Here is a 26,924-nt window from a genome sequence, read left to right on the forward strand (position 1 = left end):
AAACGCCCGGTTACATTCCGAACCCGGAAGCTAAGCCTTTCAGCGCCGATGGTACTGCAGGGGGGACCCTGTGGGAGAGTAGGACGCCGCCGAACAATCTTTCAAAAGGACCCTTGGTCCCAGCGTTCACGCTGGGACCAAGGGTCCTTTTTTGTTTTTGCCCCACCCAGATTTGCCGAAGCGCGGCCGGGGGCCGGCTGCGCGAGAATGACAGCGGTACCCCGAAGACAGGAGTCTGACCCATGTCCACCAACTCTCCCGACGATCGTCCGGAGCGCGAGCCGCGTCGACGCGACGGCGGTGACAGGGGCGGCTACCGCGGGGGCTTCCGCCGCGACGACCGTGGTGGCGACCGGCGTGACGACCGCGGCGGCGACCGCGGCGGCGACCGTGGCGGCTTCCGCCGCGACGACGACCGGGGCGGCTACCGCCGTGACGACCGTGGGCCGCGCCGGGACGACGACCGTGGTGGCGACCGCGGTGGCTTCCGCCGTGACGACCGTCCGCACGGGGGCGGGTTCCGTCGGGATGACCGCCCCTCGGGTGGTTTCCGCCGTGACGACCGCGCCCCCCGCCGGGACGACGAGCGTGGGGGCGAGCGCGGCTACGAGCGCCGTGACGACCGCGGCGGCGACCGTGGCGGCTTCCGCCGTGACGACCGCCAGGGCGGCGGCGGTGGCTTCCGCCGTGACGACCGCGGCCCGCGCCGGGACGACGACCGTGGCGGCTTCCGCCGTGACGACCGTGGGGGCGAGCGCGGCTACGAGCGCCGTGACGACCGTGGTGGCGACCGTGGCGGCTTCCGCCGTGACGACCGCCAGGGCGGCGGCGGCGGCTTCCGTCGCGAGGACCGTCCGTACGGTGGCGGTGGCGGTGGGTTCCGCCGTGACGACCGTGCGCCGCGTCGCGACGACGACCGCGGCGGCGACCGCGGTGGGTTCCGCCGTGACGACCGTGGTGGTGAGCGCGGCTACGAGCGCCGTGACGACCGGGGCGGCGACCGCGGCGGCTTCCGTCGCGAGGACCGTCCGTACGGTGGCGGTGGCGGTGGGTTCCGCCGTGACGACCGTGCGCCGCGCCGGGACGACGACCGCGGCGGCGACCGCGGTGGCTTCCGCCGTGACGACCGGGGTGGCGAGCGCGGCTACGAGCGCCGTGACGACCGTGGTGGCGACCGTGGCGGCTTCCGCCGTGACGACCGCCAGGGCGGCGGCGGTGGCTTCCGCCGTGACGACCGCGGCCCGCGTCGCGACGACGACCGCGGTGGTTTCCGCCGTGACGACCGTGGCGGCGACCGGGGCGGCTTCCGCCGCGACGACCGCGGCCCGCGCCGTGACGACGACCGCGGCGGCGACCGCGGTGGGTTCCGCCGCGACGACCGTGGTGGCGACCGCGGTGGCTACCGCGGCCGTGACGACCGTGGCGGCGACCGCGGGGGCTACCGGGGTCGTGACGACCGTGGCGGTTACGGCCGCCGCGACGACCGCGACTTCCGCGACCGCGACCGCGAGCCGATCAAGCGCCTGCCGATCGACGAGGACGTCACCGGCAACGAGATCGACGCGGACGTGCACCAGGAGCTCCTGAGCCTGCCCAAGACGCTGGCCGAGGACGTCGCCCGCAACCTCGTCATGGTCGCCCGCCTCATCGACGAGGACCCCGAGCAGGCGTACGCGTACTCGCGCATCGCCCTGCGGCTCGCCTCCCGCGTCGCCGCCGTCCGCGAGGCCGCCGGCTTCGCCGCGTACGCCAGCCAGAAGTACAGCGAGGCGCTCGCGGAGTTCCGCGCCGCCCGCCGTATGACCGGCTCCGTCGAGCTGTGGCCCGTCATGGCCGACTGCGAGCGCGGCCTCGGCCGCCCCGAGCGCGCGCTGGCGATGGCCGGCGAGCCCGAGGTACAGAAGCTGGACAAGGCCGGCCAGGTCGAGATGCGCCTGGTCGCGGCCGGTGCCCGCCGGGACATGGGGCAGCTGGACGCCGCCATCGTGACCCTGCAGAGCCCGGAGCTCGCCTCCAACTCCGTCCAGGCCTGGACGCCCCGCCTGCGCTACGCGTACGCGGACGCCCTGCTGGCCGCCGGCCGCGAGGACGAGGCCCGCGAGTGGTTCGCCAAGGCGCTCGAGGCGGACAAGGACGGCACGACCGACGCGTCCGACCGGCTCGCCGAGATGGACGGCGTCGAGTTCGTCGACGCGCTCGACGACGACGCCGACGAGACCGAGGGCGAGTCGTACGAGAACGCCGACGACCCGGAGGTCCGCAACGCCCTGCGCGCCTCGGACCAGGCCGAGTACTACGACGAGGACGACGAGGACTACGAGCCGCTCGAGCAGTCCGATGCCGATGCCGACGTCGACGTCGACCTGACCGACGAGGACGCCGGCACCGAGGAGACGGGCGACCGGGACGCGGACCGCCGCGCCTGATCCCCGCAGCACGACGAGACGGGCGGCACCCCCGGCAGGGGTGCCGCCCTTCGGCGTTCCGGAGGCCGACTCGGCCGGTCCCGGCGGGGGAGCGCGGGCGCGCCGGGGCGTCAGTCCAGGGCGCGCAGCACCAGCCCGGTGGCCGGCTTCGGGCCGAACGAGGTGGACTTGCGGGGCATGGTGACGCCCTGGCGGGCGAGGTCGCGTACGACCTCCTCGCGGACCGGGTGCATCAGGACCGCCGTGCCGCCGTGCCGCTCGGCCATCTCCACGGTCGCCGCCGTGTCGTGGATGTACGCGATGTGGTCGGGCTCGTCGGGCACCTGCCAGAGGTGGTCGAGCAGCGCGGCGTGCAGGACCGTCGCGTCGAGCCGGCGCCAGGCCTCGGGCCGGTCGCGGCGGATCGTGCGGTCGAGCAGCTCCGGGTCGGGGTCGGTGACGAGGTGGAAGGAGCCGTCGCCGGTGAGGAGCAGGGCGTTGCCCCGCTCGGCCGCCTCGGCGAGGGCCGCCATGGCGCGCGGCAGCGGGCCCTCGACGGTCCGGACGCGGAAGGAGCCGTCCAGGGCGGCCAGCGCCTCGGACACCGGCAGGCGCCGCAGCATGCGGTGGATCGCGCGGACCTGGAGGGGGTAGCGGGCGGTGTCGACCAGGAGGACCAGGCCGTAGTCCCAGGCACCGGGCTCGGAGTGCTCGGACTGCAGGCGCAGGTACGTGGCCCAGCGGTGGTGGCCGTCGGCGATGAGCGCCTGGCGGTGGTCGAGGTCGGCGGTGACCACGGCCAGCTCGGCCGGGTCGGTGATGGACCACAGGCGGTGCTGGAAGCCGTCCTCGGTGGTCGTGGCGAGCAGCGGCTCACGGGCCACGGTGGCCTCGACGACCCCGGCCGCCCCGGTGCGGGTCCCCTCGCCGAGGTAGGTGAGGAGCAGCGGTTCCAGGTTGGCCGCGGTGGCACGCATGAGGCCGGCGCGGTCGGCGACCACGTGCGGCATGACGTCCTCGTGGGGCAGCACGATGCCCTCGGCGGCGGGGGACAGCGCGAGGGCGCCGATCAGACCGCGCTGGAGGAGGTCGCCCTTGCGCTGCTCGTACACGTACAGGGCGGGCCGCGGGTCCGGGCTGAGGACGCCCTCGGCGAGCCAGTCGCGCAGGGTGCGGGCGGCCTGGGCGCCGCGGGCCTCGGGGGTGTCGGCCTGCGGGAGGATCAGCCGGACGATGTTGTGGGGGTCCGCGGACTCGAGGTGGTTGAGGCCGTCGGGGCGTACGACCACGTCGTAGGGCGGGGAGGTGACGGCGGCCAGACTGCCGACGCGCTCCGGGACATAGCGCAGGCCGTGGAAGGGGATCAGGCGCAGTCCGTGCTCCGCGGTACCGGTTGTGGTCATTGGTGCATCGTAAAGCGCGTCTCGCCATGCGGGATGATCGGGGGAGACGGATTCGGTCGAGATCGGACGAGGGAGCTGGGCGATGAGCCGGGAGACCAGAACCAGGCCTGCGGGCAGCGGGCGGAGCCTGCACCGGGCCTACGACACGGCTCTGCTGGACCTCGACGGGGTGGTGTACGCGGGCGGGCAGGCGATCGCGCACGCGGTCGATTCGCTGGGCGTGGCCCGGGCGGACGGGATGCACCTGGCGTACGTCACCAACAACGCGCTGCGCACCCCGGACGCGGTGGCCGAGCACCTGACGGAGCTGGGCATCGCCACCGCGGCCGGGGACGTCATCACCTCGGCGCAGGCGGTCGCGCGGCTGATCGCCGAGCAGGTGCCGGCCGGGTCGCGGGTGCTCGTGGTCGGCGGCGAGGGGCTGCGGGTCGCGCTGCGGGAGCGGGGGCTCGTACCGGTGGACTCGGCGGACGAGCCGGAGCTGGCGGCGGTGGTGCAGGGGTACGGCGGGCCGGACCTGCCGTGGAGCCGGTTCGCGGAGGCCTCGTACGCGATCGCGCGCGGGGTGCCCTGGTACGCGTCCAACACCGACCTGACGATCCCCAGCGCGCGGGGCATCGCGCCGGGCAACGGGGCGGCGGTGGAGGTGGTGCGCATCGCGACCGGTGCCGAGCCGCAGGTGGCGGGCAAGCCGCTGACGCCGATGCACCGGGAGACGATCCTGCGGACCGGGGCCGAGCGGCCGCTGGTGGTCGGGGACCGGTTGGACACGGACATCGAGGGGGCCGTCAACGGCGGCGTGGACTCGCTGCTGGTGCTCACCGGCGTGACGGACGCGGCGCAGCTGCTGGCGGCGGAGCCGAAGTACCGGCCGACGTACGTGGACGCGGACCTGCGGGGGCTGTTGACGGGGCAGCCCGAGGTGGAGGCGGTCGGTGCCGGGGCCGGCACCGGCATGGCCGGTTTCCGGTGCGGCGGTTGGACGGCGGTGGCCGGCGACGGGGTGCTGGAGCTGCACGGCGCCGGGGACGGGGGGCCGATGGACGGGCTGCGGGCGCTGTGCGCGGCGGCCTGGACGCAGGCGGGCGAGGGGGCGTGCGGGCTGGACGCGGGCAAGGCCCTTTCGCTGCTGGGGTTGTAGGGGCCGCGCGGCCGGGGCGGGGCGGGGCAGCGGGGGCGCTCGACAGCGCTCGGGGGGCTCGTGGGCGTCCACCGGGCCTGCGTTTTCCGAGGGTAGGCTAACCTAACCACGTGTTGGTCGAGAGCCCCCCTGAAACGAGCGCGCCGCCGGGCGCCGCCGTGCCCCGGTCCGGGTCCGCGGTGCGCGCCGCCGGCCTGCTGGCCGCGGTCGCCGTCCTCGTCCTGGTCGCGGCGGCGAGCATCGCCGTCGGTTCCAAGTCGGTGTCCCCGGCCGAGGTCTGGCACGGCCTCTTCCACTACTCCGGCACCGTCACCGACGTGGTCGTGCGCGATTCCCGGGTGCCCCGCACGGTGCTCGGCCTGCTGGTGGGGATCTCCCTCGGGCTGGCCGGCGCGGTCATGCAGGCGCTGACCCGCAACCCGCTGGCGGAGCCGGGCATCCTCGGCGTCAACGCCGGCGCCGCGGCGGCGGTGGTGTCGGCGGTCAGCTTCCTCGGGGCCTCCACGCTGCGGGAGTTCGTCTGGTACGCCTTCGCCGGCGCGGCCCTGGTCTCGGTGCTGGTGTACGTACTGGGCGGGAGTCGCAGCGCCACGCCCGTACGGCTGGCCCTTGCGGGTACGGCGGCCAGCGCGGCCCTGGTCGGCTACATCAACGCCGTCGTCCTGATGGACAGCAAGGCGCTGGACCGGCTGCGGTTCTGGACGGTCGGCTCGCTCACCTCGGCCAACGCCGACACGGTGTGGCAGGTGCTGCCGTTCGTGGCGGTCGGCGCGGTGCTGGCGCTGGCGCTGGGCCGGCCGCTGAACGCGATGGCCATGGGCGACGACACGGCGCGGGCGCTCGGCGCGCACCTGACGCGGACCCGGGTGGCCGCCATGCTGGCCGTCACCCTGCTGTGCGGCGCGGCCACGGCCGCGTGCGGCCCCATCGTGTTCGTCGGCCTGATGGTCCCGCACCTGGCGCGCGTGCTCACCGGCCCGGACATGCGCTGGACCCTCGCCTACTCCGCGGTGCTCTCGCCGGTGCTGCTGCTCGGCGCCGACGTCGTGGGACGGGTCGTCACCAGGCCCGCGGAGCTCCAGGTCGGCATCGTCACCGCGCTCATCGGCGGACCGGTCTTCATCTACCTCGTACGACGCCGGAGGATGGCCCAGCTGTGAGCGTGACTTCACGTGTGGCACCGGGCGGCGGGGCCCCCGGTGCGAAGGGGGCGCGTCCGCGGACCCGGGTGCTGCGGGCACCGGGCGGGACGTCGCTGCGGGTCGAACCCCGCGCGCTGCTGGTCGGCACCGGCCTGGTGGGTCTGGCGCTGGCGGCCGCCGTCGTGCTGATCGGCACCGGCGACTACCCGATCGGGCCGCTGGACGTGGTCCGGACCCTGCTCGGCGCGGGCGCGCCGGCCGACGAGTTCATCGTCAACGACCTGCGGCTGCCGCGGGTGCTGGTGGGCCTGCTGGTCGGCGCCTCGCTGGGGATGGCGGGCGCGGTGTTCCAGTCCGTCACCCGCAATCCGCTGGGCTCGCCCGACGTGCTGGGCTTCGGCTACGGCTCGGCGGTCGGCGCGCTGACGGCGATCGTGCTCTTCCACGCCGGGGCCACCGCCGTCGCGGCCGGCGCGCTGGTCGGCGGCCTGGTCACCGGCGTGGTGATCTACCTGCTGGCCTGGAAGCGGGGCGTGCACGGCTACCGGCTCGTCCTGGTCGGCATCGGTGCCGCCGCGATGCTGCTGGCCGCCGTCAACTACCTCCTGACCAAGGCGCAGATGGTGGACGCCACCCGGGCCATGGTGTGGCTGACCGGTTCGCTCGGCGGCCGCGACTGGGCACAGGTGTGGCCGCTGCTGGCGACCTGCGCCGTGCTGTTCCCGCTCGCCCTCGGCCGCAGCCGGGCGCTGCGGATGATGGAGATGGGTGACGACGCGGCGTACGCGCTGGGCGTCCCGGTCGAGCGCACGCGGATGCTGCTGATGCTGGTGGCGGTGCTGCTCACCACGGCCGCCAGCGCGGCGGCCGGGCCGATCAGCTTCGTCGCCCTGGCCGCGCCCCAGCTGGCCCGCCGGCTGACCCGGTCGCCGGGGGCGAACCTGCTGACGTCCGCGCTGATGGGCGCGGTGCTGCTGCTGGTCTCCGACTGGGCCTCGCAGCGGGCCTTCGGCTCCGACCAGCTGCCGGTGGGCGTGGTCACGGGCCTGGTCGGCGGCGTGTACCTGCTGTGGCTGCTGGTCGGCGAGCGCAGGGCGGGGCGGATATGAACGAGAAGGCAAGGGGTACCCAAGTGCAGCGGCTGACCGCGGAGAACGTCACCCTCGGCTACGACCAGCGGGTCATCGCCGAGAACCTGTCGGTGGAGATCCCCGACCGCTCCTTCACCGTCATCGTCGGGCCCAACGCCTGCGGCAAGTCCACGCTGCTGCGCGCGCTGTCGCGGATGCTCAGGCCGAGTGCCGGGCGGGTGCTGCTGGACGGCCAGGCGATCTCCTCGCTGCCGGCCAAGAAGGTGGCGAAGACGCTGGGGCTGCTGCCGCAGTCCTCCATCGCCCCGGACGGGATCACCGTCACGGACCTGGTCGCCCGCGGCCGCTACCCGCACCAGGGCCTGCTGCGGCAGTGGTCTCCGGAGGACGAGCGGATCGTCCGGGAGTCCATGGCCGCGACCGGGGTGGCCGGCGTGGCCGAGCGGTCCGTGGACGAGCTGTCCGGCGGCCAGCGGCAGCGGGTGTGGATCGCGATGGCGCTGGCCCAGCAGACGCCACTGCTGCTGCTCGACGAGCCGACCACGTACCTCGACATCCAGCACCAGATCGACGTGCTGGACCTGTGCGCGGAGCTGCACGAGGAGCAGGGGCGGACGCTGGTGGCCGTCCTGCACGACCTCAACCACGCCGCCCGGTACGCGACGCACCTGATCGCCATGCGCGACGGCCGGATCGTGGCCGAGGGGGCGCCCGGCGACATCGTGACGGCCGAGCTGGTGGAGGAGGTCTTCGGCCTGCGCTGCCAGGTCATCGACGACCCGGAGACGGGCACCCCGCTGGTCGTCCCGGCGGCGCGGGCGGCGCGGGCGGCGCGGGGGGCGAAGCGGGGCGCGGGCGTCTAGAGGAGGGCGCGCAGGCGGAGCAGGTCGCGGAAGCCCGCCTCCAGGCGGATCCGGCCGGCGGCCCAGGCCTTCGCGAAGTTCAGCCGGCCGGCCACCATGGCCACCAGGTCGTCGCCGGTCATCGCCAGCCGGATGTCCGCCTTCTCGCGGGGCGGTCCGGGCACGGTGGAGCGCACCTCGATCCGGCCGGCCTGGAGCCGGCCGGTGAAGGTGGTGTCCAGGTCGGTGAGGTGGCAGCTCAGGGAGCGGTCGAGCGCGGCCGCGCCGCGCACGTCGCCGTCGGCCCGGGCGAGGTTGTCGGACAGCTGGTCGAGTGCGGCTCGGCACTCCTCGATGGTCGCCATGGTCCGTCGACCGTACCGCAGCGGTGGTGCGGCGCGGTGGGCGCCGGTCGCCGGGCCCGGCCCGGCACGCGGTAGCGTCGGGGTATGACCCAGTCCGAGGCCCCCGAGCAGTACGGGATCCACGCGGCGTCCGCGGCCTCCGCGGCCTCCGCGGCGTCCGAGGCGTCCGAGGCGTCCGCGGCCTCCGAGGCGCTCGACGCCCGCGAGGCGTCGGAGGGCTCCGCCGCTCCGCCGGCGTCCGGGGCCCCCGAGCCGTCCGGGGCCCCCGGCGCCCTCGACGGGGATGCCGTCACTCCCGGCGCCCTCGACGAGCCCGCCGCCCCCGCGCCGCTCGGCGTGCCGCGGGCCCCCACCGGCCGCCCCGAGGTCGACGCCCTCCTGGAGCGGCTGGCCGATGCGGACCACCTCCCGGCGGACGGCCACGTCGAGGTGTACGAGGATGTGCACAGGGGCCTGCGCGACGCGCTGACCGCGCTCGACGCGCGCCCCGCCCCAGGACCGTACGACCACAGGAGCTGAACCGAACGTGGCAGGAGTGGCACGCCGCCGCCTGGACGCCGAACTGGTACGCCGCAAGCTGGCGCGCTCGCGCGAGCACGCGGCCCAGCTGATCGCCGCCGGCCGGGTCACCGTCGCCGGCACCACGGCGACCAAGGCAGCCACCCAGGTCGAGACGAGCGCCGCACTCGTCGTCCGCCAGGACGACAGCGACCCCGACTACGTCTCCCGCGGCGGCCACAAGCTCGCCGGCGCCCTCGAGGCCTTCGTCCCGCGCGGCCTGAAGGTCGAGGGCCGCCGCGCCCTCGACGCCGGCGCCTCCACGGGCGGCTTCACCGACGTCCTGCTGCGCGCGGGCGTCGCGCACGTCGTCGCCGTCGACGTCGGCTACGGCCAGCTGGCCTGGTCGCTGCAGAGCGACGAGCGCGTCACCGTGAAGGACCGGACCAACGTCCGCGAGCTCACCCTGGAGCAGATCGACGACGTACCGGTCGACCTCGTCGTCGGCGACCTGTCCTTCATCTCCATCGGCCTCGTCCTGCCCGCGCTGGTCCGCTGCACCGCCCCGGACGCCGACCTGGTCCTGATGGTCAAGCCCCAGTTCGAGGTCGGAAAGGAGCGGCTCGGCAGCGGCGGCGTGGTCCGCAGCCCCGAGCTGCGCGCCGAGGCCGTGCGCGAGGTCGCCCGCCAGGCCGGCGAACTCGGCCTGGGAGTCCTGGGGGTGACGGCGAGCCCGCTCCCCGGACCGTCGGGTAATGTCGAGTACTTCCTGTGGCTGAGGGCGGGGGCACCGGCGCTCGACCCGGCGGATGTTGACCGTGCAGTGGCGGAGGGGCCGCGGTGACGACTTCTGTGGGACCTGTGGGACGGACCGTGTTCCTGCTCGCGCACACCGGCCGGCCGGCCGCGCTGCGCAGCGCCGAACTCGTGGTGCAGGGGCTGCTGCGCTGCGGCCTCGGCGTGCGGGTGTTCGCGCACGAGGCGGTCAACCTCCCGCTCCCACCGGAGGTCGAGCTCGTCACCGAGCACGCCCCGGGCGTGCTCGACGGCTGCGAGCTGCTGATCGTGCTCGGCGGAGACGGCACCCTGCTGCGCGGGGCCGAGCTGGCCCGCGGCTCCGGCGTGCCGATGCTGGGCGTCAACCTCGGGCGCGTCGGCTTCCTCGCCGAGGCCGAACGCGACGACCTCGACAAGGTCGTCGACCGGGTCGTGACCAAGGCCTACGAGGTCGAGGAGCGCATGACCCTCGATGTGGTCGTGCGCACCAACGGAGACGTCGTCCACACGGACTGGGCGCTCAACGAGGCCGCCGTCCAGAAGGTGTCCCCGGAGCGGATGCTCGAGGTCGTCATCGAGATCGACGGCCGGCCCGTCTCCGGGTTCGGCTGCGACGGGGTGGTGTGCGCGACCCCGACCGGCTCCACGGCGTACGCCTTCTCCGCCGGGGGCCCGGTGGTGTGGCCCGAGGTCGAGGCCCTGCTGATGGTCCCGATCAGCGCGCACGCGCTGTTCGCGAAGCCGCTGGTCACCTCGCCGACCTCGGTCCTGGCGGTGGAGGTGCAGAACGGCACCCCGCACGGCGTGCTGTGGTGCGACGGCCGCCGCACCCTGGAGCTGCCCGCCGGGGCGCGCATCGAGGTGCGGCGCGGACGGGTGCCGGTACGGCTGGCCCGCCTGCACCACGCCTCGTTCGCCGACCGCCTGGTCGCCAAGTTCGCCCTGCCGGTCTCGGGCTGGCGGGGCGCCCCGCACTGACGCGGAGCTCGGGACGGCCACCGAAGCGGTGCTCACCCCGCCTCCGCTCCCCCCGCCTCCGGCTCACCCCGGCACCGGTCCGCTCCCGGCCGCGTCCCGTACTGACGCGCGGGACGGGTCGGCGGCCGGGGTGTGGCATCGCCCGGCCGAAACCTCGGTATGGTCGGGTCCGTGCTGGAAGAGATGCGGATACGGGCCCTCGGAGTCATCGACGACGCTGTGGTCGAGCTGTCGCCCGGGTTCACGGCCGTGACCGGCGAGACCGGCGCGGGAAAGACGATGGTCGTCACGAGCCTAGGCCTGCTGCTCGGCGGCCGGGCCGACCCGGCCCTGGTGCGGATCGGCTCCAAAGCCGCGGTCGTGGAGGGCCGGATCACCCTCGCGCCGGGTGCGGCCGCCGCCGTACGGGCCGAGGAGGCCGGCGCCGAGCTGGACGACGGAGCCCTGCTCATCAGCCGGACCGTCTCCGCCGAGGGGCGCTCGCGCGCCCACGTCGGCGGCCGGGCGGTTCCGGTGGGGCTGCTCGGGGAACTGGCCGAGGACCTGGTCGCCGTACACGGGCAGACCGATCAGCAGGGGCTGCTGCGGCCCGCCCGGCAGCGGCAGGCCCTGGACCGGTACGCCGGTGACGCCGTCGCCGTCCCCCTGGAGAAGTACACCGCCGCCTACCGCCGGCTGCGTGCGGTGGCCACGGAGCTGGAGGAGCTGACCACCCGGGCCCGGGAGCGGGCCCAGGAGGCGGACCTGCTGCGCTTCGGGCTGGACGAGATCGCGGCCGTGGAGCCGGTGGCCGGCGAGGACGTGGAGCTCGCGGCGGAGGCGGAGCGGCTCGGCCACGCCGAGTCCCTGGCCTCGGCCGCCGCACAGGCCCACGTCGCGCTCGCGGGCAACCCGGAGGACCCGGAGGGCGTGGACGCGAACATGCTGGTCGCGGGTGCGCACCGGGCCCTGGAGGCCGTACGGTCGCACGACCCGGCGCTGGCCGCGCTCGCCGACCGGATCTCCGAGATCGGCATCCTCATGGCGGACGTCGCGGGGGAACTCGCGGGGTACGCGGACGACCTCGACGCCGATCCGCTGCGGCTGGCGGCCGTGGAGGAGCGTCGGGCGGCCCTCACCCAGCTCACCCGGAAGTACGGGGAGTCGATCGACGAGGTGCTGGCGTGGGCCGAGCAGAGCGCGGCGCGCCTGACCGAGCTCGACGGCGACGACGACCGCATCGCGGAGCTGACCGCCGAGCGGGACGGGCTGCGCGCCGAACTGTCCGGCCTGGCGCAGGGGTTGACCGCCGCCCGGACCGAGGCGGCCGACCGGTTCGCCTCAGCGGTGACGGCGGAGCTGGCCTCGCTGGCGATGCCGCACGCGCGGGTCAGCATCGACATCCGGCAGACCGAGGACCCCTCGGGCGACGGGGTCGAGGTCGGCGGGCGGCCGGTGCTGTACGGGCCGACGGGCGCGGACGAGGTGGAGCTGCTCCTCGCCCCGCACCCCGGCGCCCAGCCGCGGCCGATCGCCAAGGGCGCCTCCGGCGGTGAGCTGTCCCGGGTGATGCTCGCGGTGGAGGTGGTCTTCGCCGGGTCCGACCCCGTGCCGACGTACCTCTTCGACGAGGTCGACGCGGGCGTCGGCGGCAAGGCGGCGGTCGAGGTCGGCCGCCGGCTGGCGAAGCTCGCGAAGTCGGCGCAGGTGGTCGTGGTCACGCACCTGCCGCAGGTGGCCGCCTTCGCGGACCGCCAGCTGCTGGTGGAGAAGACCAACGACGGGTCGGTCACGCGCAGCGGCGTGACGGTCCTGGAGGGCGAGGACCGGGTGCGGGAGCTGTCCCGGATGCTGGCCGGCCAGGAGGACTCGGAGACCGCGCGCGCCCATGCGGAGGAACTGCTGGCGGCGGCCCGCGCGGACGGGTGACGGGCCGGACGGACCGAACGGACTGATCTGACTGATCTGACTGAACGGGCCGGACGCCGGGCCGTACCCGACGGACTGAACGGGCCGGACGCCGGGCCGTTCCCCACGGGGACTGGACGGACCGGGTCGGACGGACCTGACGGACCGGGTCGGGGCAGCGGGGGACCCGACTCCCTGCCCCGCCGCCGGGCGGGATCCGGGGCAAGGGTCCCGGTTTGTCGCCCATGTGGGTGATCCCGCGGTGAAGATGACGTTTCCTCACACGGGATCCGCACACGGAACGTCCCGCAACGCCGGTGCGGACTGGCATTCTGGGCGGCGGCGCGCGGCCGTGCGTGCCGTCGCCGCCCCTTTTTCTCGCCCTCTTGCATACAGGAGCCCCGGCACGTGAGCAGTACCCCGGCCCCGCCCCCCGCCTTCGGGCGCACCCCGCTGCGCACCGTGCAGGTGCTGGGCGGCGGCAGCGCCGGGAGCTGCGCGCACGTGCGGTCGCTGGCCACCGGCCTCGCGGCGCGCGGGGTGCGGGTCACCGTGTGCGCCCCCGCCGAGACCGAGGACGAGTACGACTTCACGGGCGCGGGCGCCCGCTTCGAGCCGGCGGCGGTCAGCGCGCTGCGGGTCGCGTGCGCCGGCGCGGACATCGTGCACGCGCACGGGCTGCACGCCGGCATGCGGGCGGCCCTGGCCGTCCGCGGACAGCACGTCCCGTTGGTGGTGACCTGGCACTCCGGACCTGCCGGCGAGGGGCCCTTGGGCCAGCTGACCCGGCTGCTGGAGCGCCGGGTGGCGCGGGCGGCCGCGGTGGTGCTGGGCGCCTCCTCCGCCCAGGTGGACCACGCGCGCCGACGCGGTGCGCGGGACGCCCGGCTGGCGGCGGTCTCGGTGCCCGGGGGCGCGGTGCGTGCGGACCCGGGCAAGGTGCGGGCGGAACTGGGCGCGGTGGAGCGGCCGCTGCTGATCGCGGTGGGCAGCCTCGTGCCGCACCGCGGGTACCAGCTGCTGCTGGACGCGGCGCGGGCGTGGCGGGCGCTGGACCCCGTACCGCTGCTGGTGATCGCGGGGGAGGGGCCGCAGCGAGCGGCCCTGGCCCGGCGCATCGAGACGGAGGTCCTTCCGGTACGGCTGCTGGGGCGGCGGCCGGACGTGGCGGAGCTGCTGGCGGCGGCGGACGTGGCGGTCCTGCCGTCCGACTGGGAGGGGCGGTCGCTGCTGGCGCAGGAGGCGCTGCGGCTGGGCGTTCCGTTGGTGGCCACGGCGGTGGGGGGCGTGCCGGAGCTCGTCGGGGACGCGGCCGTGCTCGTGCCCCGCGGTGACGCCGCCGCGCTGTCGGCGGCGGTCGCGTCCCTGCTCGACGACCCCGGTCGGCGGGGTGTCCTGTCCGTCGCCGGGCCGCGGCAGGCGGCGACGTGGCCGACCGAGGACGACACGGTCGCGCAGGTCCTCGCGGTCTACGACGAACTCATGGACCGCCGGCGTCCCTGACCCGGGCCCCCGCGTGTCCGACCCCGGCCCCGGCCTCGACCGGCTGAGGCCCGGACCGTGCGGTCGCCGACCGGGCGCGCGGTCCTAGCGGACACGGTCCGTCCGGCGCGGTCCGTCGCCTCGCGGGACTGGTCCCCTACCCGCCCTTGCCTGAGGCGCGCCCCGGCAGCTCCCAACACACCGCCGGTACCCGTCAGTTCGGCAGTCCCGGGCTTTGTCAGTGGCGCGGCGTACTCTGCACGGAAGGAAGCGGGGGACCGTTCACGCACGGACGCGTGATTCCGGGCACACGACGCGACGCGTGCCCGGCTGCGCCCCCGCGGTTCGATCCTCAGGGGGGATCTTGACCACACCGAACCGCGGACGCCTGCGCATGCTGGCAGCCGGGGGCGTACTCGCCCTGGCCGCCGGCGCCCTGGCGGCCGCCCCGAGCAGCGCCGTCCCGAAGCACCACGCGCCCGGCGCGGCCTTCGCGCGGCCCGTGACCGCCTCGGCCCCGGGGCCGGCCTCCGACGCCGCGCCGCGCCGCCCGGGCGGGCACCCGACCGTCGTCATGCCCGCGCAGGTCGCGCCCACCGCACGGGCGACCACCGCTGCCAAGCCGCGGCACGACGTCGACGGCGACGGCCGCAGCGACCTGATGGACATGGAGTACGACCAGGTCACAGCCGTGTACCTCTCCTCGATCCACGAGTGGAGCGAGTACACGATCTCCAAGACCGACCCCCAGGCCTCGTTCACGGACCTGCTGCCGGTGGGTGACGTCGGCGGCACGACCAAGCCCGAGCTGCTCTCCCTCTCCTTCGACGGGGTCCTCACGCTCTACGAGGCCGGGGTGAAGGCCACGTCCGCACCGCTGTGGACGGGCCGCGGGTGGCAGATCTACAACCGCGTCGTCGCCACCGGCGACCTGACCGGCGACCACCACCCCGACCTGCTGGCCCGGGACTTCGCCGGCGACCTGTGGCTGTACACCGGCACCGGCAGCACCACCAGGCCCTTCAACTCCCGGGTCAAGGTCGCCTCCGGCTGGGGGATCTACGACCAGATCGTCGGCGCCAGCGACGTCGACGGCGACGGCATCGGCGACGTCTACACCCGCACCCTGACCGGCGACCTGTGGTTCCACAAGGGCGCCGCCAGCGCCTCGGCCCCGCTCAAGGCCCGCGTCAAGATCAGCTCCGGCTGGAACACGTACAACGTCATCACCGGCTCGGACGACGGCGACGGCGACGGCAGGAGCGACCTGCTCGCCCGCAACCACGACGGCGTCCAGTACTGGTTCAAGTCGACCGGGAGCGGCAAGCTCGCGGCGCCGTCGTACTTCGGCGACGGCTACGAGAAGAGCAAGTTCCTCGTCGGCGCGGGCACCACGCAGCTGTACGGCAAGGGCGCGAACCTCATGACCCAGTCGTCCGACAACGTCCTGGCCAAGTGGTACGTCCTGGCCAACGACGACTACCTCTCGCCGCCGACCGCCGCCGGCAAGGAGACGCCCGGGTCGCGCAATGCCTTCGCCACCGGGCTCAACAGCCACAACCACGGCAGCTACGTGCAGAACATCGGCACCGACCTGTACATCCGCGGCGTGAAGGTCAGCTCGACGTGGAGCTGCAACCTGATGGTCGGCCCCGGCGACCTCACCGGCGACGGCAAGGGAGACCTGCTCAGCCGCGACTCCGCCGGCGTCCTGTGGCTGCACCCCGGTGACGGCGCGGTCGACACCAAGCTCGGCACCCGCATCAAGGTCGGTACCGGCTGGAACGGCTACAACGCGCTGGTCGGCGCCGGAGACTTCTCCGGCGACGGACGGCCCGACCTGCTCGCCCGGGACACCACCGGCCGGCTGTACCTCTTCAAGGGCACCGGCACCTCCACCGCGCCGTTCGCCGCCCGGGAGCAGATCGCGACCGGGTGGGGCACGTACGACGGCCTGGTCGCGCCCGGTGACATCACCGGGGACGCCAAGGGCGACATCCTCGCCCGCACCGCCAACGGCGACATGTACCTGTACGCCTCGACGGGCAACGCCGGCACCGCGACCTTCTCCGCCCGCGTGAAGTTCGGCACCGGCTGGAACATCTACAAGACCATGCTCTGAGCCGTAACCGCCAGCAGCGGGCCCGTCCACCGGCACCAGTCGGCGGGCGGGCCCGCACCCGTACACCGCCGCACCGTCGACCGGGGCGGGGCGACGGGGTCAGCCGGTGCGGTCCTCCGCGCGCGCCTGGGACACCTGGGTGGCCCGGGGCGGAAGGAGCGGGCGGCCGCCGGAGGCTAGAGGTGGCGGCGGGCCCTGAGGGCGAGGCTGAGGGACAGGACCGTCTCGGGGTCGTCGAGGTCCGTACCGAGCAGCTCGGAGATGCGTGCCAGCCGGTTGTAGAGCGTCTGGCGGTTGAGGTGGAGCTCCCGCGCCGTCTCGGCCTTGCGCCCGGCATGGGCGAGGTACGTCTCCAGGGTGGGGAGGAGCGGCGGTCGGGAGGCGGTGTCGTGGGCCTGCAGCGCGCCGATCGCACGGTCGACGAAGGCCGACAGGTCGGGGTGGCCCCGCAGCCGCCACAGCAGCAGGTCGATGTCCAGACGCCGGGCGTCGTGCCAGGGCCGGTCCGGCAGGCCCTGCGCCGCCGCGGCGGTCTCGGCCGCGTGCCGCAGGCCCGAGGAGGCCGCCGCCCAACCACCCGCCACGCCCACCACGACCACCGGCGGCGCCCCCGCCCGGTCCAGCCCGGCCCGCTCCACGCCCGCCCGCAGGGCCGCGGCCACCCGGTCGGCGACGGCGGTGCGCTCGGTGTCCGAACGGAGCGCGAGCAGCAGCGGGACGCGGCCCTCGATGGGCCGGACGCCGAGGAGGACCGGCACGCCGACGGAGGACAGCTCCTCGGCCACCGCCCGGGCGAGGACGGCCCAGTTGCCGGAGGGCCCGAGGTCCGAGGAGAGCCGCATGACCACCGGCAGCAGCGGCCCCGACCCCGGCTTGAAGCCGAGGACCCGGGCCTGCGCGGGCGCGGCCTCCGCGGAGATCCGGCCCTCGGCGAGGTCGGTCAGGAAGTCGCCCCGGCCGCGGGCCGCCAGCTCCTCCTCCTGGCGGGCCTGCATGAGGACCACGGCGAGCACCCCGGCCGTCCGCTCCGCAGCCATCCGGTGGACCGGCAGGAGCGGGGCGGACACGCCGAGCAGCACCAGGCGGGCGCGGACGGACGCACTGCCCGGACCGCCGCCGGGCACGTCGACCAGGGCGCCGTTCGCCGGCGGCCCCTCCTCGCGCTGGCCGCGCAGTCCCTCCCAGATCTGCAGCGGGTCGGCGACCACCTCCTCGGAGCCGCCGCCGGCCGCGTACAGCAGCTGCCCGTCGGGGGTCTCCAGGAAGACGGGGTTGCCGGTGAAGTCCGCGAGGATGTGCAGCACCTGGGGGATCCCGCCGCCCCCCAGCAGCGCCTCGGTGCAGCGCCGGTGGACCTCCTCGGCGCGCTGGAGCAGCGCGTAGTGGCCGTTGACGATCTCGGTGTGGACCTCCTCCGTGACCGCCACGAAGGGCACCTCGCGGTGCAGTTGGACCAGCGGCAGCCCGGCCGCGCGGGCGGTCTCGACGATCGTCGCGGGCAGCCTGGTGAACCGCGGGCCGAGCTCCACGACCAGGGCCGCGATGCCCCGTTCGGCCAGTCGCCGCACGAACGCGCGCTGTTCGGCCGGGCGGGTGCCGAGGCCGAGGCCGGTGGTCAGCAGCAGCTCGCCGCCCTTGAGGAGCGAGGCGATGTTCGGGACCTCGCCCGCGTGCACCCAGCGCACCGTCCGGCCCAGCCGGTCGGCGCCGGCCACCACCTCCGGCAGTCCGCTGCGCAGACCCGGCAGCTCCAGTGCCCGCTGAACCGTGATCCCGGCGCCGCTCGCGCCCTGGTTGTCCATGTCGTCGGACGCTACCCCGCGCTGTGTTCCAAGAACATCACCCGGCGGTTACGAGCCACCCTCTCCGCTCTGATGGCCCGACAACTCGTCGGCCGGAAGAGGTGATTACCGGACCCCGTGCCGATTGTGGTCTGCGTCACCTGCCATCAGAGTGGCCGCCTCATGTCGGGCACGCAGTGCAAACGGAAGAGGAAGCCCATGTCGAACGGCTCCACCGGCGCCCCCCGATCCACCGGCGAGGTCCAACGCCTCAAGGCCGATTCCGTCGGCCTCGTCGGCGTCGTCTTCATGGCCGTCGCCACCGCCGCTCCCATCACCGCGATGACCGGGAACCTCCCCATCGCGGTCGGCTTCGGCAACGGCACCGGTGCCCCCGCCGGCTACCTCTTCGCCACGGTCGTGCTCACCGTCTTCTCGGTCGGCTACGTGGCCATGGCCAAGCGCATCACCGCCGCCGGCGCCTTCTACGGCTACATCTCCCACGGGCTCGGCCGCATCGCCGGCATGGCCTCCGGGATGCTCGCGGTCCTGGCGTACGTCGTCTTCGAGGCCTCGATCGTCGGTGTCTTCTCGTACTTCGCCAAGACCACCGTCCTCGACCAGCTCGGGGTCGACCTGCCCTGGACCCTGTACGCGGCCGGGATGCTCGCGGTGACCGCCGTCCTGGCGCACTTCGACATCAACCTGACGGCCAAGGCCCTCGGCGTCATGCTGGTCGCCGAGATCGCCGTCCTTTTCGCCGTCGCCACCGCCGTGCTGGTCGCCGGGGGCGGCCCCGACGGGATCCCCGTCGAACCGGTCAACCCCAAGAACGCGTTCACCGGCACGTCCGCCGGGCTCGGCCTCTTCTTCGCCTTCTGGTCCTGGGTCGGCTTCGAGTCCACCGCCATGTACGGCGAGGAGTCCCGCGACCCCAAGCGCGTCATCCCCAAGGCCACCCTGATCTCCGTCGTCGGCGTCGGCCTCTTCTACATCTACGTCTCCTGGATGACCATCGCCGGCAACGGCCTCGCCGGATCCGTGAAGCTGTCCGCCTCCAGCAGCCCGCTGGACCTCTTCTTCGCCCCCACGGACCACTTCATCGGCGCCTGGGCCGTCGACGCCTTCCAGTGGCTGCTGCTCACGGGTTCCTTCGCCTGCGGCATGGCCTTCCACCAGTGCGCCGCCCGCTACCTGTACGCCATCGGCCGTGAGGGCTTCCTGCACCCGGCACTCGGCCGCACCCACCGGCGGCACGGCTCCCCGTACGTCGCGTCCGTCGTGCAGACCGCCGTCGCCGTGCTCCTGGTGGCCGGCTTCGCACTCACCGGCCAGGACCCGTACCTCCACCTGTACACCCTGCTCGCGATCCTCGGCACGATGGCCATCCTGATCGTCCAGACGCTCTGTTCCTTCGCGGTCATCGGCTACTTCCGCCGCAACCACCCCGAGGACCGGCACTGGTTCAGGACCTTCCTCGCACCCCTGCTCGGTGGGATCGGCATGACCGCGGTGGTGGTCCTGCTCGTCCTCAACATGGAGACCGCGGCCGGCGCCGCCGCCGACTCCGTCTTCTTCAAGCTGATCCCCTGGATCGTCGGGGCCGTCTTCTTCGGCGGCCTCGCCCTGGGCCTCTGGCTCAGGGCCAAGGCTCCCGAGCGCTACGACCTCATCGGCCGGATCGTCCTGGAGGACGCCACCGAGCGCACCGACGACGGCCCGCATCCCGGCACCGACGGCAACCCCGACCTGTCCCCGTCCACCGCCAGCGCCTGAGACGTAGAAGGAGCCACTGCCATGGCCCGTACGCCCCTCATGCACGCCCTCCGCCGGCTCGCCGCCGAACACGCCGCCGCCCACCGGCTGCGCCTGCCCGTCGCCGACGTCCGCGGCCTCGGCCGCCGCGAGCTGCTCCGCCGCGCCGCCGCCATCGGCCTCGGCACGGCGGCGGCGGGCGCCGCCGCCACCGTGCCCGCCCGCGCCGCCCAGAGCCCCGTCCCCGACGGCAGGAGGCCGGCGGCCGCCCGCGTCGCCGTGGTCGGGGCGGGCATCGCCGGCCTGACCGCCGCCCTCACCCTCCAGGACGCCGGCATCCCCTGCACCGTCTACGAGGCGGACCCGGCCCGCGTCGGCGGCCGCATGTGGACCCAGCGCGACCACTGGGCGTACGGGCAGACCTCCGAGATCGGCGGGGAGCTGATCGACACCGGCCACAAGAAGATGCTGGAGCTGTGCCGCCGCTTCGGGCTGCAGACCGAGGACTTCCTCGGCGGCGGGCCCAACGGTGCCGAGGAAGTCCTCTGGTTCAACGGCGGGTACTACTCCCGGACGCAGGCCGACGAGGACTTCAAGGCCGTGTACCAGCAGCTCCGCCGCGACCTCCAGGAGTCCGGCGAGGTCGCCTGGAACGCCACCACCCCGGCCGGCACCGCCCTCGACGAGATGACGCTGTACGAGTGGATCGAGAGCCGGGTGCCCGGCGGGCACGGCTCGCCGCTGGGCCGGTTCATGGACGTGGCGTACAACGTCGAGTACGGGGCCGACACCGTCGACCAGTCGGCGCTCGCACTGGTCCTGCTGATGGGCTACCAGCCCAATCCCGGCAACTTCAACGTCTGGGGCCTGTCCAACGAGCGCTACCACATCACCGGCGGCAACGACCGGCTGCCGCGCGCCATCGCCGCCGCCCTGCCGGCCGGTTCGATCGTCATGGGCCGCGAACTGCTCGCCGTACGGGCGAACCCGGACGGCACCCAGACCCTCACCTTCGCCGACTCCGGAGCCACCCGCACCGTCGTCGCCGACCACACCGTCCTGTGCCTGCCGCTGCCGGTCCTCCAGCGCCTGGACACCACCGGCGCCGGCTTCGACCCGCTCATGAGGAACCTCCTCCGGGACGCCCGCATGGGCGCCTGCACCAAGCTCAACATGCAGTTCACCCGCCGCCCGTGGCGCGGCACCGGCCCCTGGCCCGGCGTCTCCTCCGGCGACTGCTTCACCGACTCCGACGTCCAGCAGACCTGGGACACCACCAAGGTCCAGCCCGGCACCGGCGGCATCCTCCTCCAGTACGGCGGCGGCACCCTGGCCCGCTCCCTGAGGCCCGGCACGCCCTTCGCCACCGAGTCCGACCCGTACGTGCGGGCCCTCGCGAGCCGCGTGCTCACCGGCGTCGACGCCTTCTTCCCCGGCACGGGGGCGGCCTGGACCGGGCGCGCCCAGCTCTCCGCCTGGCACCGCAACCCGTACTCCCTCGGCGCCTACTCCTACTGGCCGGTGGGCTACCTGCACCGCTACGCCAAGTACGAGGGCACGGCGCAGGGCAACGTCCACATCGCCGGCGAGCACTGCTCGTACGACTTCCAGGGCTTCATGGAGGGCGGGGCCACCGAGGGCGAGCGGGCGGCGCGGGAGGTGGTCGCGGCCCTGACCTGACACCCCGGGACGGAGTCGTGCCGCACGCGCCCCGGGCCCGGCCGGCCCGGGGCGCCTCCCCGCTGCTGCTCAGAGCGGCTTGACGTTGTGGTTGAAGCGGAAGACGTTGTCCGGGTCGTACTCCCGCTTCACCCGGCCCAGGCGCTGCATGTTCTCCGGCCCCAGGCCGGCCGCGACCCGGTCCGTGCCCTCGTCGCCGATGAAGTTGAGGTACGTCGCCCCCGTGCTCCACGGCGCCACCCCGGCCCGTACGTCCCGCACCCACTCCCGGACCCGCCCGTCGTCGGCCGGGTCCTCCCACAGCCCGAACGGGTGCACCGACCAGGGCGCGTCCCGGTGCGCCAGCGGCCAGTCGCCCGCGCCCTCGGCGATCGCCCCGCCGCCCGGCCACACCACGTGCTGGGTGCCCGTCGGCACCGGCATCGCCTCGCCCAGGGCGCAGAACGCGTCCACGAAGGCGTCGGGGACGCCCGTCAGGTACTCCGCGGACCAGTAGTTCCGCAACCCGGGCGGATCGTCGAGCATGCACTGGAGCTCCGCGTAGGGGAGTTGCATGACCATCTCCACCTCGTGCGGGATCGCCAGCAGCGGCTCGGCCAGCTTGCGCAGCCGGTCCTCGGGGCCGGCGTACGTCAGCAGCGCCCCGCACAGCCGCTGTCCCACCAGGTGCTCGGGGACGAACTCCTCCGGCGGCCCGGTCAGGTAGATCACCCCGCCGGCGGCCTCGACCGGGCCCGCCTCGATGAGGTCGCGGAAGGTGGCGACCAGTTGGGGCCCGTACTCCGGCGTGCTCAGCGTCATCGAGATCGACACGGCCGGCAGCTCGTGCAGGCGCAGCGTCAGGGCCGTGGCGATGCCGAAGTTCCCGCCGCCGCCGTGCAGGGCCCAGAACAGCTCCGGGTTCTCCTCGGCGGTGGCCTCCACCACCCGGCCGTCGGCGGTGACGAGTTCGACGCCGAGCAGGTTGTCCGAGGCCAGGCCGAAGGCGCGGGAGAACCAGCCGTCGCCGCCGCCCAGCACGAAGCCGCCCACGCCGGTGCTGGAGACCCGGCCGCCCGGGGTGGCCAGGCCGTGCGGCTCGCAGGCCCGGTCCAGGTGGCTCATGGTCGCCCCGCCCTGGACCCGCGCGGCCTTCGCGGCCGGGTGGACCGTGACCTCGTGCATCCGGCGCAGGTCCACGACCAGGCCGTTGTCGCACAGGGCCATGCCCGCCACGCTGTGGCCGCCGCCGCGCACCGCGACGGGCAGGTCCAGGTCGCGCGCGAAGCGCACGGCGCGCACCACGTCCTCGGCGTCCGCGCACTGGGCGATCGCGGCGGGCCGGCGGTCGATCATCGCGTTGAAGACCTTCCGGGCCTCGTCGTAGCCGGGGTCGTCGGGCGCGAACACCTCGCCCGTCAGATCCTCGCGGAGTTCCGTGAGCGCCGTCCGGGCCTTGGAGTGGGGAGCCATGACCGCCCCCTTCGGAGAGGTGAACGGGGGAAGGGACCCTTTCAGGCTAGGCGCGCACCGGGGTACGCGCCCCTCAGCCCCCGGGCCCCCCTCAGCCCCCGGGCCCCTCTCAGCCCCCGTACGCCCCGCCCGCCGTCAGCCGCAGCGCCGTGTCGATCAGCGGGACGTGGCTGAAGGCCTGCGGGAAGTTGCCCACCTGCCGCTGCAGCCGCGGGTCCCACTCCTCCGCGAGCAGCCCCAGGTCGTTGCGCAGCGACAGCAGCTTCTCGAACAGCTTGCGGGCCTCGTCCACCCGCCCGATCATCGCCAGGTCGTCGGCCATCCAGAACGAGCAGGCCAGGAAGGCGCCCTCGTCGCCCTCGAGCCCGTCGACGCCCGCCTCCTCGCCGGCCGTCGGGTAGCGCAGGATGAACCCGTCCGGGGTGGACAGCTCCCGCTGGATCGCCTCGATCGTGCCGATGACCCGCTTGTCGTCCGGCGGCAGGAAGCCCATCTGCGGGATCAGCAGCAGGGAGGCGTCCAGCTCCTTGGACCCGTACGACTGCGTGAAGGTGTTGCGCTCGGGGTCGTAGCCCTTCTCGCAGACGTCCCGGTGGATCTCCTCGCGCAGGTCGCGCCAGCGCTCCAGGGGCCCGTCCGCGTCCCCGGACTCGATCAGCTTGATCGTCCGGTCGACCGCCACCCAGGCCATGACCTTGGAGTGCACGAAGTGCCGGCGCGGGCCGCGCACCTCCCAGATGCCCTCGTCCGGCTGGTCCCAGTGGGTCTCCAGGTAGCGGATCAGCTTCAGCTGGAGGAGCGAGGCGTAGTCGCTGCGGGCCAGGCCGGTCATGTGGCCCAGGTGCAGGGCCTCGGTGACCTCGCCGTACACGTCGAGCTGGAGCTGGTGGGCGGCGCCGTTGCCGACCCGGACCGGGGCGGAGTTCTCGTACCCGGGCAGCCAGTCCAGCTCGGTCTCGCCGAGCTCGCGCTCGCCGGCGATGCCGTACATGATCTGCAGGTTCTCGGGGTCGCCGGCCACCGCGCGCAGCAGCCACTCGCGCCAGGCGCGGGCCTCCTCGCGGTAGCCCGTGCGCAGCAGCGAGGACAGGGTGATGGCGGCGTCGCGCAGCCACGTGTAGCGGTAGTCCCAGTTGCGGACGCCGCCGATCTCCTCGGGCAGCGAGGTCGTGGGGGCGGCGACGATGCCGCCGGTGGGGCCGTAGGTGAGCGCCTTGAGGGTGATCAGCGAGCGGACCACGGCCTCGCGGTACGGCCCGTGGTACGTGCAGTGGCCGACCCACTCGCGCCAGAACTCCTCGGTGGCCTCCAGGGCCGCCTCGGGCTCGGGGAGGGCCGGCGGCTCCTTGTGCGAGGGCTGCCAGCTGATGGTGAACGCGATCCGGTCCCCGGGGGCGACGGTGAAGTCGGCGTACGTCGTCAGGTCCTTGCCGTACGTCTGCGTCTCGGCGTCCAGCCACACCGAGTCGGGCCCGGCGACGGCGACCGTACGGCCCTCCGCCCGGTGCACCCACGGGACGACCCGGCCGTAGCTGAACCGCATGCGCAGCGCCGAGCGGACCGGCACGCGGCCGCTGACGCCCTCGACGACCCGGATCAGCTGCGGGGCGTGGTCCTCGCGGGGCGGCATGAAGTCGATCACCCGGACGGTGCCGCGCGGCGTGTCGTACTCGGACTCCAGGATGAGCGAGTCCCCGCGGTAGCGGCGGCGGGTGGCGCGCGGCGGCTCGGCGCCGGCCGGGTAGGCCGGTCCGAGCCGCCAGAACCCGTGTTCCTCGGTGCCCAGGAGCGAAGCGAAGACGGCGTGGGAATCGAACCGTGGCAGGCAGAGCCAGTCCACCGAGCCGTCCCGGCAGACGAGTGCGGCCGTCTGCATGTCGCCGATGAGTGCGTAGTCCTCGATGCGCCCGGACACGTGGTCTCCAGTCGAAACAGCCGTGTCCGCCCGTGCGGGGGCGGCCACTTCGCGGTCTTGGTCGTTTGGCTGGGTCTTGACGAGTTCAAGCTTGCCGGAACGGGCGGGGGTGGTGCCGGTTGCCGGGCCCGCTCGTCAGGGATATCCGAGCAGGATACGTCCAGCACCCTAGTGATCTCCTGGGGGCGGACGGGAAATGCCGTTGGGCCGAACGGGTGAGGGCGGCGTGACGTGGGGGAAACGTGCAGGCGGCGCGGGGGTGACGGGCGGGGAGCGCGGTGAGCCGGGCGGCCCGACCCCGTGGAGGGGCCGCGGCCGCGTGGCCGGAGGCACACCCCGCCGGTCGCTGATAGGCTGGTACCCCGTGGACCGGGAGTCCGCCTGTGCGAATCAGGCGCCCCGAAACCGCAGCTTCGGCACCCCCGGAAACCTGGGGACGCGGCCGGACGCACCTCACTTCGCGACCACGGGAGCCCCCTCTTGGCGATGCCGCCCAAATCCATGACGACCAAGCACATCTTCGTCACCGGGGGTGTCGCTTCGTCCCTCGGCAAGGGCCTGACGGCCTCCAGCCTGGGCGCCCTGCTCAAGGCGCGCGGCCTGCGGGTCACGATGCAGAAGCTCGACCCGTACCTCAACGTCGACCCGGGCACGATGAACCCGTTCCAGCACGGCGAGGTGTTCGTCACCAACGACGGCGCCGAGACCGACCTGGACATCGGCCACTACGAGCGCTTCCTCGACGTCGACCTGGACGGCTCGGCCAACGTCACCACCGGCCAGGTCTACTCGCAGGTCATCGCCAAGGAGCGGCGCGGCGAGTACCTGGGCGACACCGTCCAGGTCATCCCGCACATCACCAACGAGATCAAGCACCGCATCCGGCGCATGGCGACCGAGGACGTCGACGTCGTCATCACCGAGGTCGGCGGCACGGTCGGCGACATCGAGTCCCTGCCGTTCCTGGAGACCGTCCGCCAGGTCCGGCACGAGGTCGGCCGCGACAACGTCTTCGTCGTGCACATCTCGCTGCTGCCCTACATCGGCCCCTCCGGCGAGCTGAAGACCAAGCCGACCCAGCACTCGGTCGCCGCCCTGCGCAACATCGGCATCCAGCCCGACGCGATCGTGCTGCGCGCCGACCGCGACGTGCCGACCTCCATCAAGCGCAAGATCTCGCTGATGTGCGACGTCGACGAGGCCGCGGTCGTGGCCGCCATCGACGCCAAGTCGATCTACGACATCCCGAAGGTGCTGCACACCGAGGGCCTGGACGCCTACGTCGTGCGCAAGCTCGACCTGCCGTTCCGCGACGTGGACTGGACCGTCTGGGAGGACCTGCTCGACCGGGTCCACAACCCCGACCACGAGGTCACCGTCGCCCTCGTCGGCAAGTACATCGACCTGCCCGACGCCTACCTGTCGGTGACCGAGGCGCTGCGCGCCGGCGGCTTCGCCAACAAGGCCCGCGTCAAGATCAAGTGGGTCACCTCCGACGACTGCAAGACCGCCGCCGGCGCCGCCAAGCAGCTCGCCGACGTGGACGGCATCTGCGTCCCCGGCGGCTTCGGCGACCGCGGCGTGAACGGCAAGGTCGGCGCGATCACCTACGCCCGCGAGAACAAGATCCCGCTGCTCGGCCTGTGCCTGGGCCTGCAGTGCGTGGTCATCGAGGCGGCCCGCAACCTGGCCGGCATCGAGGACGCGAACTCCACCGAGTTCGACCCCTCCACCTCCCACCCGGTCATCTCGACCATGGAGGAGCAGCTGGCCTTCGTCGAGGGCGCCGGCGACCTGGGCGGAACGATGCGCCTGGGCATGTACCCGGCCAAGCTGGCCGAGGGCTCCATCGTGCGCGAGGTGTACGACGGCAAGGAGTACGTCGAGGAGCGCCACCGCCACCGCTACGAGGTGAACAACTCCTACCGCTCCGAGCTGGAGAAGAAGGCCGGCCTCCTGTTCTCCGGCACCTCCCCGGACAACAAGCTGGTCGAGTACGTCGAGTACCCGCGCGAGGTGCACCCCTACCTGGTCGCCACCCAGGCCCACCCGGAGCTGCGGTCCCGCCCGACCCGCCCGCACCCGCTCTTCGCGGGCCTGGTCAAGGCCGCCGTCGCCCGCCAGCAGGCCGGGGCCAAGTAAAGGTCCCGCACGGCGATACCGTGGACGGCCGGGGCGCGCACCGCGCGCCCCGGCCGTCGCGCTTCC

At 74.1% G+C, this 26,924-nt stretch carries 20 protein-coding genes and 1 rRNA gene; 15 read left to right on the forward strand and 6 right to left on the reverse strand.

All coding sequences use genetic code 11. The features are described from left to right. Positions 1–95, forward strand: a 5S ribosomal RNA gene (rrf, locus tag IF43_RS38390); the annotation flags it as partial. Positions 96–101: 6 nt separating this feature from the next. Here rrf and IF43_RS42235 read toward each other — a convergent pair. Continuing rightward, positions 102–1,574 carry a hypothetical protein gene (locus IF43_RS42235; protein ID WP_051796394.1) on the reverse strand — a complete coding sequence of 491 codons (1,473 nt, stop codon included), beginning with the start codon at positions 1,572–1,574 and terminating at the stop codon, positions 102–104. Here IF43_RS42235 and IF43_RS42240 point away from each other — a divergent pair. Next, complete coding sequence (locus IF43_RS42240) at positions 1,569–2,426, forward strand: tetratricopeptide repeat protein (protein ID WP_037890570.1); 858 nt, start codon at positions 1,569–1,571, stop codon at positions 2,424–2,426. The genes IF43_RS42235 and IF43_RS42240 overlap by 6 nt on opposite strands. Positions 2,427–2,536: 110 nt before the next feature. On the opposite strand, the gene IF43_RS0129260 is transcribed toward IF43_RS42240, so the two are convergent. Continuing rightward, the gene (locus tag IF43_RS0129260) at positions 2,537–3,808 is read right to left on the reverse strand and encodes a DUF1015 family protein (RefSeq protein ID WP_030207432.1); all 1,272 of its coding nucleotides are present in this window, start codon (positions 3,806–3,808) and stop codon (positions 2,537–2,539) included. A gap of 82 nt (positions 3,809–3,890) precedes the next feature. Between IF43_RS0129260 and IF43_RS0129265 the strand changes: the two genes are divergently transcribed. The 4 genes from IF43_RS0129265 to IF43_RS0129280 all read left to right on the forward strand — a co-directional run bounded on the left by IF43_RS0129265 (position 3,891) and on the right by IF43_RS0129280 (position 8,045). Further along, entirely contained in the window at positions 3,891–4,949 is a 1,059-nt protein-coding gene (locus IF43_RS0129265; protein WP_030207436.1) for an HAD-IIA family hydrolase, read from the forward strand. A gap of 158 nt (positions 4,950–5,107) precedes the next feature. Further along, positions 5,108–6,109, forward strand: a complete 1,002-nt coding sequence (locus IF43_RS0129270; protein ID WP_234332579.1) for an iron ABC transporter permease — start codon at positions 5,108–5,110, stop codon at positions 6,107–6,109. A gap of 14 nt (positions 6,110–6,123) precedes the next feature. Next, positions 6,124–7,200 (forward strand): iron chelate uptake ABC transporter family permease subunit, encoded by a 1,077-nt coding sequence (locus IF43_RS0129275; RefSeq protein ID WP_051796396.1) that lies wholly within the window; start codon positions 6,124–6,126, stop codon positions 7,198–7,200. Beyond that, positions 7,197–8,045, forward strand: a complete 849-nt coding sequence (locus IF43_RS0129280; protein WP_078910552.1) for an ABC transporter ATP-binding protein — start codon at positions 7,197–7,199, stop codon at positions 8,043–8,045. The genes IF43_RS0129275 and IF43_RS0129280 overlap by 4 nt, the downstream gene beginning before the upstream one ends. Here the strand turns inward: IF43_RS0129280 and IF43_RS0129285 are convergent. Continuing rightward, the gene (locus IF43_RS0129285) at positions 8,042–8,389 is read right to left on the reverse strand and encodes an SCP2 sterol-binding domain-containing protein (RefSeq protein WP_030207452.1); all 348 of its coding nucleotides are present in this window, start codon (positions 8,387–8,389) and stop codon (positions 8,042–8,044) included. The two genes, IF43_RS0129280 and IF43_RS0129285, sit on opposite strands and share 4 nt — an antisense overlap. An 84-nt stretch (positions 8,390–8,473) precedes the next feature. Here IF43_RS0129285 and IF43_RS43155 point away from each other — a divergent pair, with 84 nt between their 5' ends. The 6 genes from IF43_RS43155 (at position 8,474) to IF43_RS0129315 (ending at position 16,133) form a co-directional block, all read left to right on the forward strand. Then, on the forward strand, positions 8,474–8,908 hold the full coding sequence (locus IF43_RS43155) for a hypothetical protein (protein ID WP_234332578.1): 435 nt from the start codon (positions 8,474–8,476) through the stop codon (positions 8,906–8,908). A 7-nt stretch (positions 8,909–8,915) separates the two neighbouring features. After that, the gene (locus tag IF43_RS0129295) at positions 8,916–9,731 is read left to right on the forward strand and encodes a TlyA family RNA methyltransferase (protein ID WP_030207462.1); all 816 of its coding nucleotides are present in this window, start codon (positions 8,916–8,918) and stop codon (positions 9,729–9,731) included. A gap of 8 nt (positions 9,732–9,739) precedes the next feature. Next, positions 9,740–10,642 (forward strand): NAD kinase, encoded by a 903-nt coding sequence (locus IF43_RS0129300; RefSeq protein ID WP_107048617.1) that lies wholly within the window; start codon positions 9,740–9,742, stop codon positions 10,640–10,642. Between the two features lie 159 nt (positions 10,643–10,801). After that, positions 10,802–12,550 (forward strand): DNA repair protein RecN, encoded by a 1,749-nt coding sequence (gene recN, locus IF43_RS0129305; RefSeq protein WP_030207468.1) that lies wholly within the window; start codon positions 10,802–10,804, stop codon positions 12,548–12,550. Positions 12,551–12,937: 387 nt separating this feature from the next. Further along, positions 12,938–14,032 (forward strand): glycosyltransferase family 4 protein, encoded by a 1,095-nt coding sequence (locus IF43_RS0129310; protein ID WP_030207470.1) that lies wholly within the window; start codon positions 12,938–12,940, stop codon positions 14,030–14,032. 343 nt (positions 14,033–14,375) lie between these two features. Then, positions 14,376–16,133 (forward strand): VCBS repeat-containing protein, encoded by a 1,758-nt coding sequence (locus tag IF43_RS0129315; RefSeq protein ID WP_158939550.1) that lies wholly within the window; start codon positions 14,376–14,378, stop codon positions 16,131–16,133. A gap of 176 nt (positions 16,134–16,309) precedes the next feature. Here IF43_RS0129315 and IF43_RS0129320 read toward each other — a convergent pair whose 3' ends face one another. After that, the gene (locus IF43_RS0129320) at positions 16,310–17,935 is read right to left on the reverse strand and encodes a PucR family transcriptional regulator (RefSeq protein ID WP_030207474.1); all 1,626 of its coding nucleotides are present in this window, start codon (positions 17,933–17,935) and stop codon (positions 16,310–16,312) included. 198 nt (positions 17,936–18,133) lie between these two features. Between IF43_RS0129320 and IF43_RS0129325 the strand changes: the two genes are divergently transcribed. Both IF43_RS0129325 and IF43_RS0129330 read left to right on the forward strand, forming a co-directional pair. Continuing rightward, positions 18,134–19,690, forward strand: coding sequence for an APC family permease (locus IF43_RS0129325; protein WP_051796398.1), 1,557 nt, complete (start codon positions 18,134–18,136; stop codon positions 19,688–19,690). Between the two features lie 21 nt (positions 19,691–19,711). Beyond that, on the forward strand, positions 19,712–21,349 hold the full coding sequence (locus IF43_RS0129330; protein ID WP_030207478.1) for an NAD(P)/FAD-dependent oxidoreductase: 1,638 nt from the start codon (positions 19,712–19,714) through the stop codon (positions 21,347–21,349). Between the two features lie 69 nt (positions 21,350–21,418). Here the strand turns inward: IF43_RS0129330 and IF43_RS0129335 are convergent, their stop codons facing one another. Continuing rightward, positions 21,419–22,801: an FAD-binding oxidoreductase gene (locus IF43_RS0129335; protein ID WP_030207480.1), complete on the reverse strand. Its 1,383-nt coding sequence runs from the start codon at positions 22,799–22,801 to the stop codon at positions 21,419–21,421. Between the two features lie 109 nt (positions 22,802–22,910). After that, complete coding sequence (locus tag IF43_RS0129340; RefSeq protein ID WP_030207484.1) at positions 22,911–24,716, reverse strand: glycoside hydrolase family 15 protein; 1,806 nt, start codon at positions 24,714–24,716, stop codon at positions 22,911–22,913. 486 nt (positions 24,717–25,202) lie between these two features. Here IF43_RS0129340 and IF43_RS0129345 point away from each other — a divergent pair, with 486 nt between their 5' ends. Continuing rightward, on the forward strand, positions 25,203–26,858 hold the full coding sequence (locus tag IF43_RS0129345; protein ID WP_030207488.1) for a CTP synthase: 1,656 nt from the start codon (positions 25,203–25,205) through the stop codon (positions 26,856–26,858). The last annotated feature ends 66 nt before the right edge of the window (positions 26,859–26,924 follow it).

It is taken from the genome of Streptomyces sp. NRRL S-87, assembly GCF_000719335.1.
GTDB lineage: Bacteria > Actinomycetota > Actinomycetes > Streptomycetales > Streptomycetaceae > Streptomyces.

Excerpts from the sequence above, each read along its gene's own strand:
- IF43_RS0129260 (WP_030207432.1), bottom strand. The coding sequence starts at position 3,808 with ATGACCACAACCGGTACCGCGGAGCACGGACTGCGCCTGATCCCCTTC.
- IF43_RS0129265 (WP_030207436.1), top strand. The coding sequence starts at position 3,891 with ATGAGCCGGGAGACCAGAACCAGGCCTGCGGGCAGCGGGCGGAGCCTG.
- IF43_RS0129280 (WP_078910552.1), top strand. The coding sequence starts at position 7,197 with ATGAACGAGAAGGCAAGGGGTACCCAAGTGCAGCGGCTGACCGCGGAG.
- IF43_RS0129285 (WP_030207452.1), bottom strand. The coding sequence starts at position 8,389 with ATGGCGACCATCGAGGAGTGCCGAGCCGCACTCGACCAGCTGTCCGAC.
- IF43_RS43155 (WP_234332578.1), top strand. The coding sequence starts at position 8,474 with ATGACCCAGTCCGAGGCCCCCGAGCAGTACGGGATCCACGCGGCGTCC.
- recN (WP_030207468.1), top strand. The coding sequence starts at position 10,802 with ATGGTCGGGTCCGTGCTGGAAGAGATGCGGATACGGGCCCTCGGAGTC.
- IF43_RS0129320 (WP_030207474.1), bottom strand. The coding sequence starts at position 17,935 with ATGGACAACCAGGGCGCGAGCGGCGCCGGGATCACGGTTCAGCGGGCA.
- IF43_RS0129325 (WP_051796398.1), top strand. The coding sequence starts at position 18,134 with ATGTCGAACGGCTCCACCGGCGCCCCCCGATCCACCGGCGAGGTCCAA.
- IF43_RS0129330 (WP_030207478.1), top strand. The coding sequence starts at position 19,712 with ATGGCCCGTACGCCCCTCATGCACGCCCTCCGCCGGCTCGCCGCCGAA.
- IF43_RS0129335 (WP_030207480.1), bottom strand. The coding sequence starts at position 22,801 with ATGGCTCCCCACTCCAAGGCCCGGACGGCGCTCACGGAACTCCGCGAG.
- IF43_RS0129345 (WP_030207488.1), top strand. The coding sequence starts at position 25,203 with ATGCCGCCCAAATCCATGACGACCAAGCACATCTTCGTCACCGGGGGT.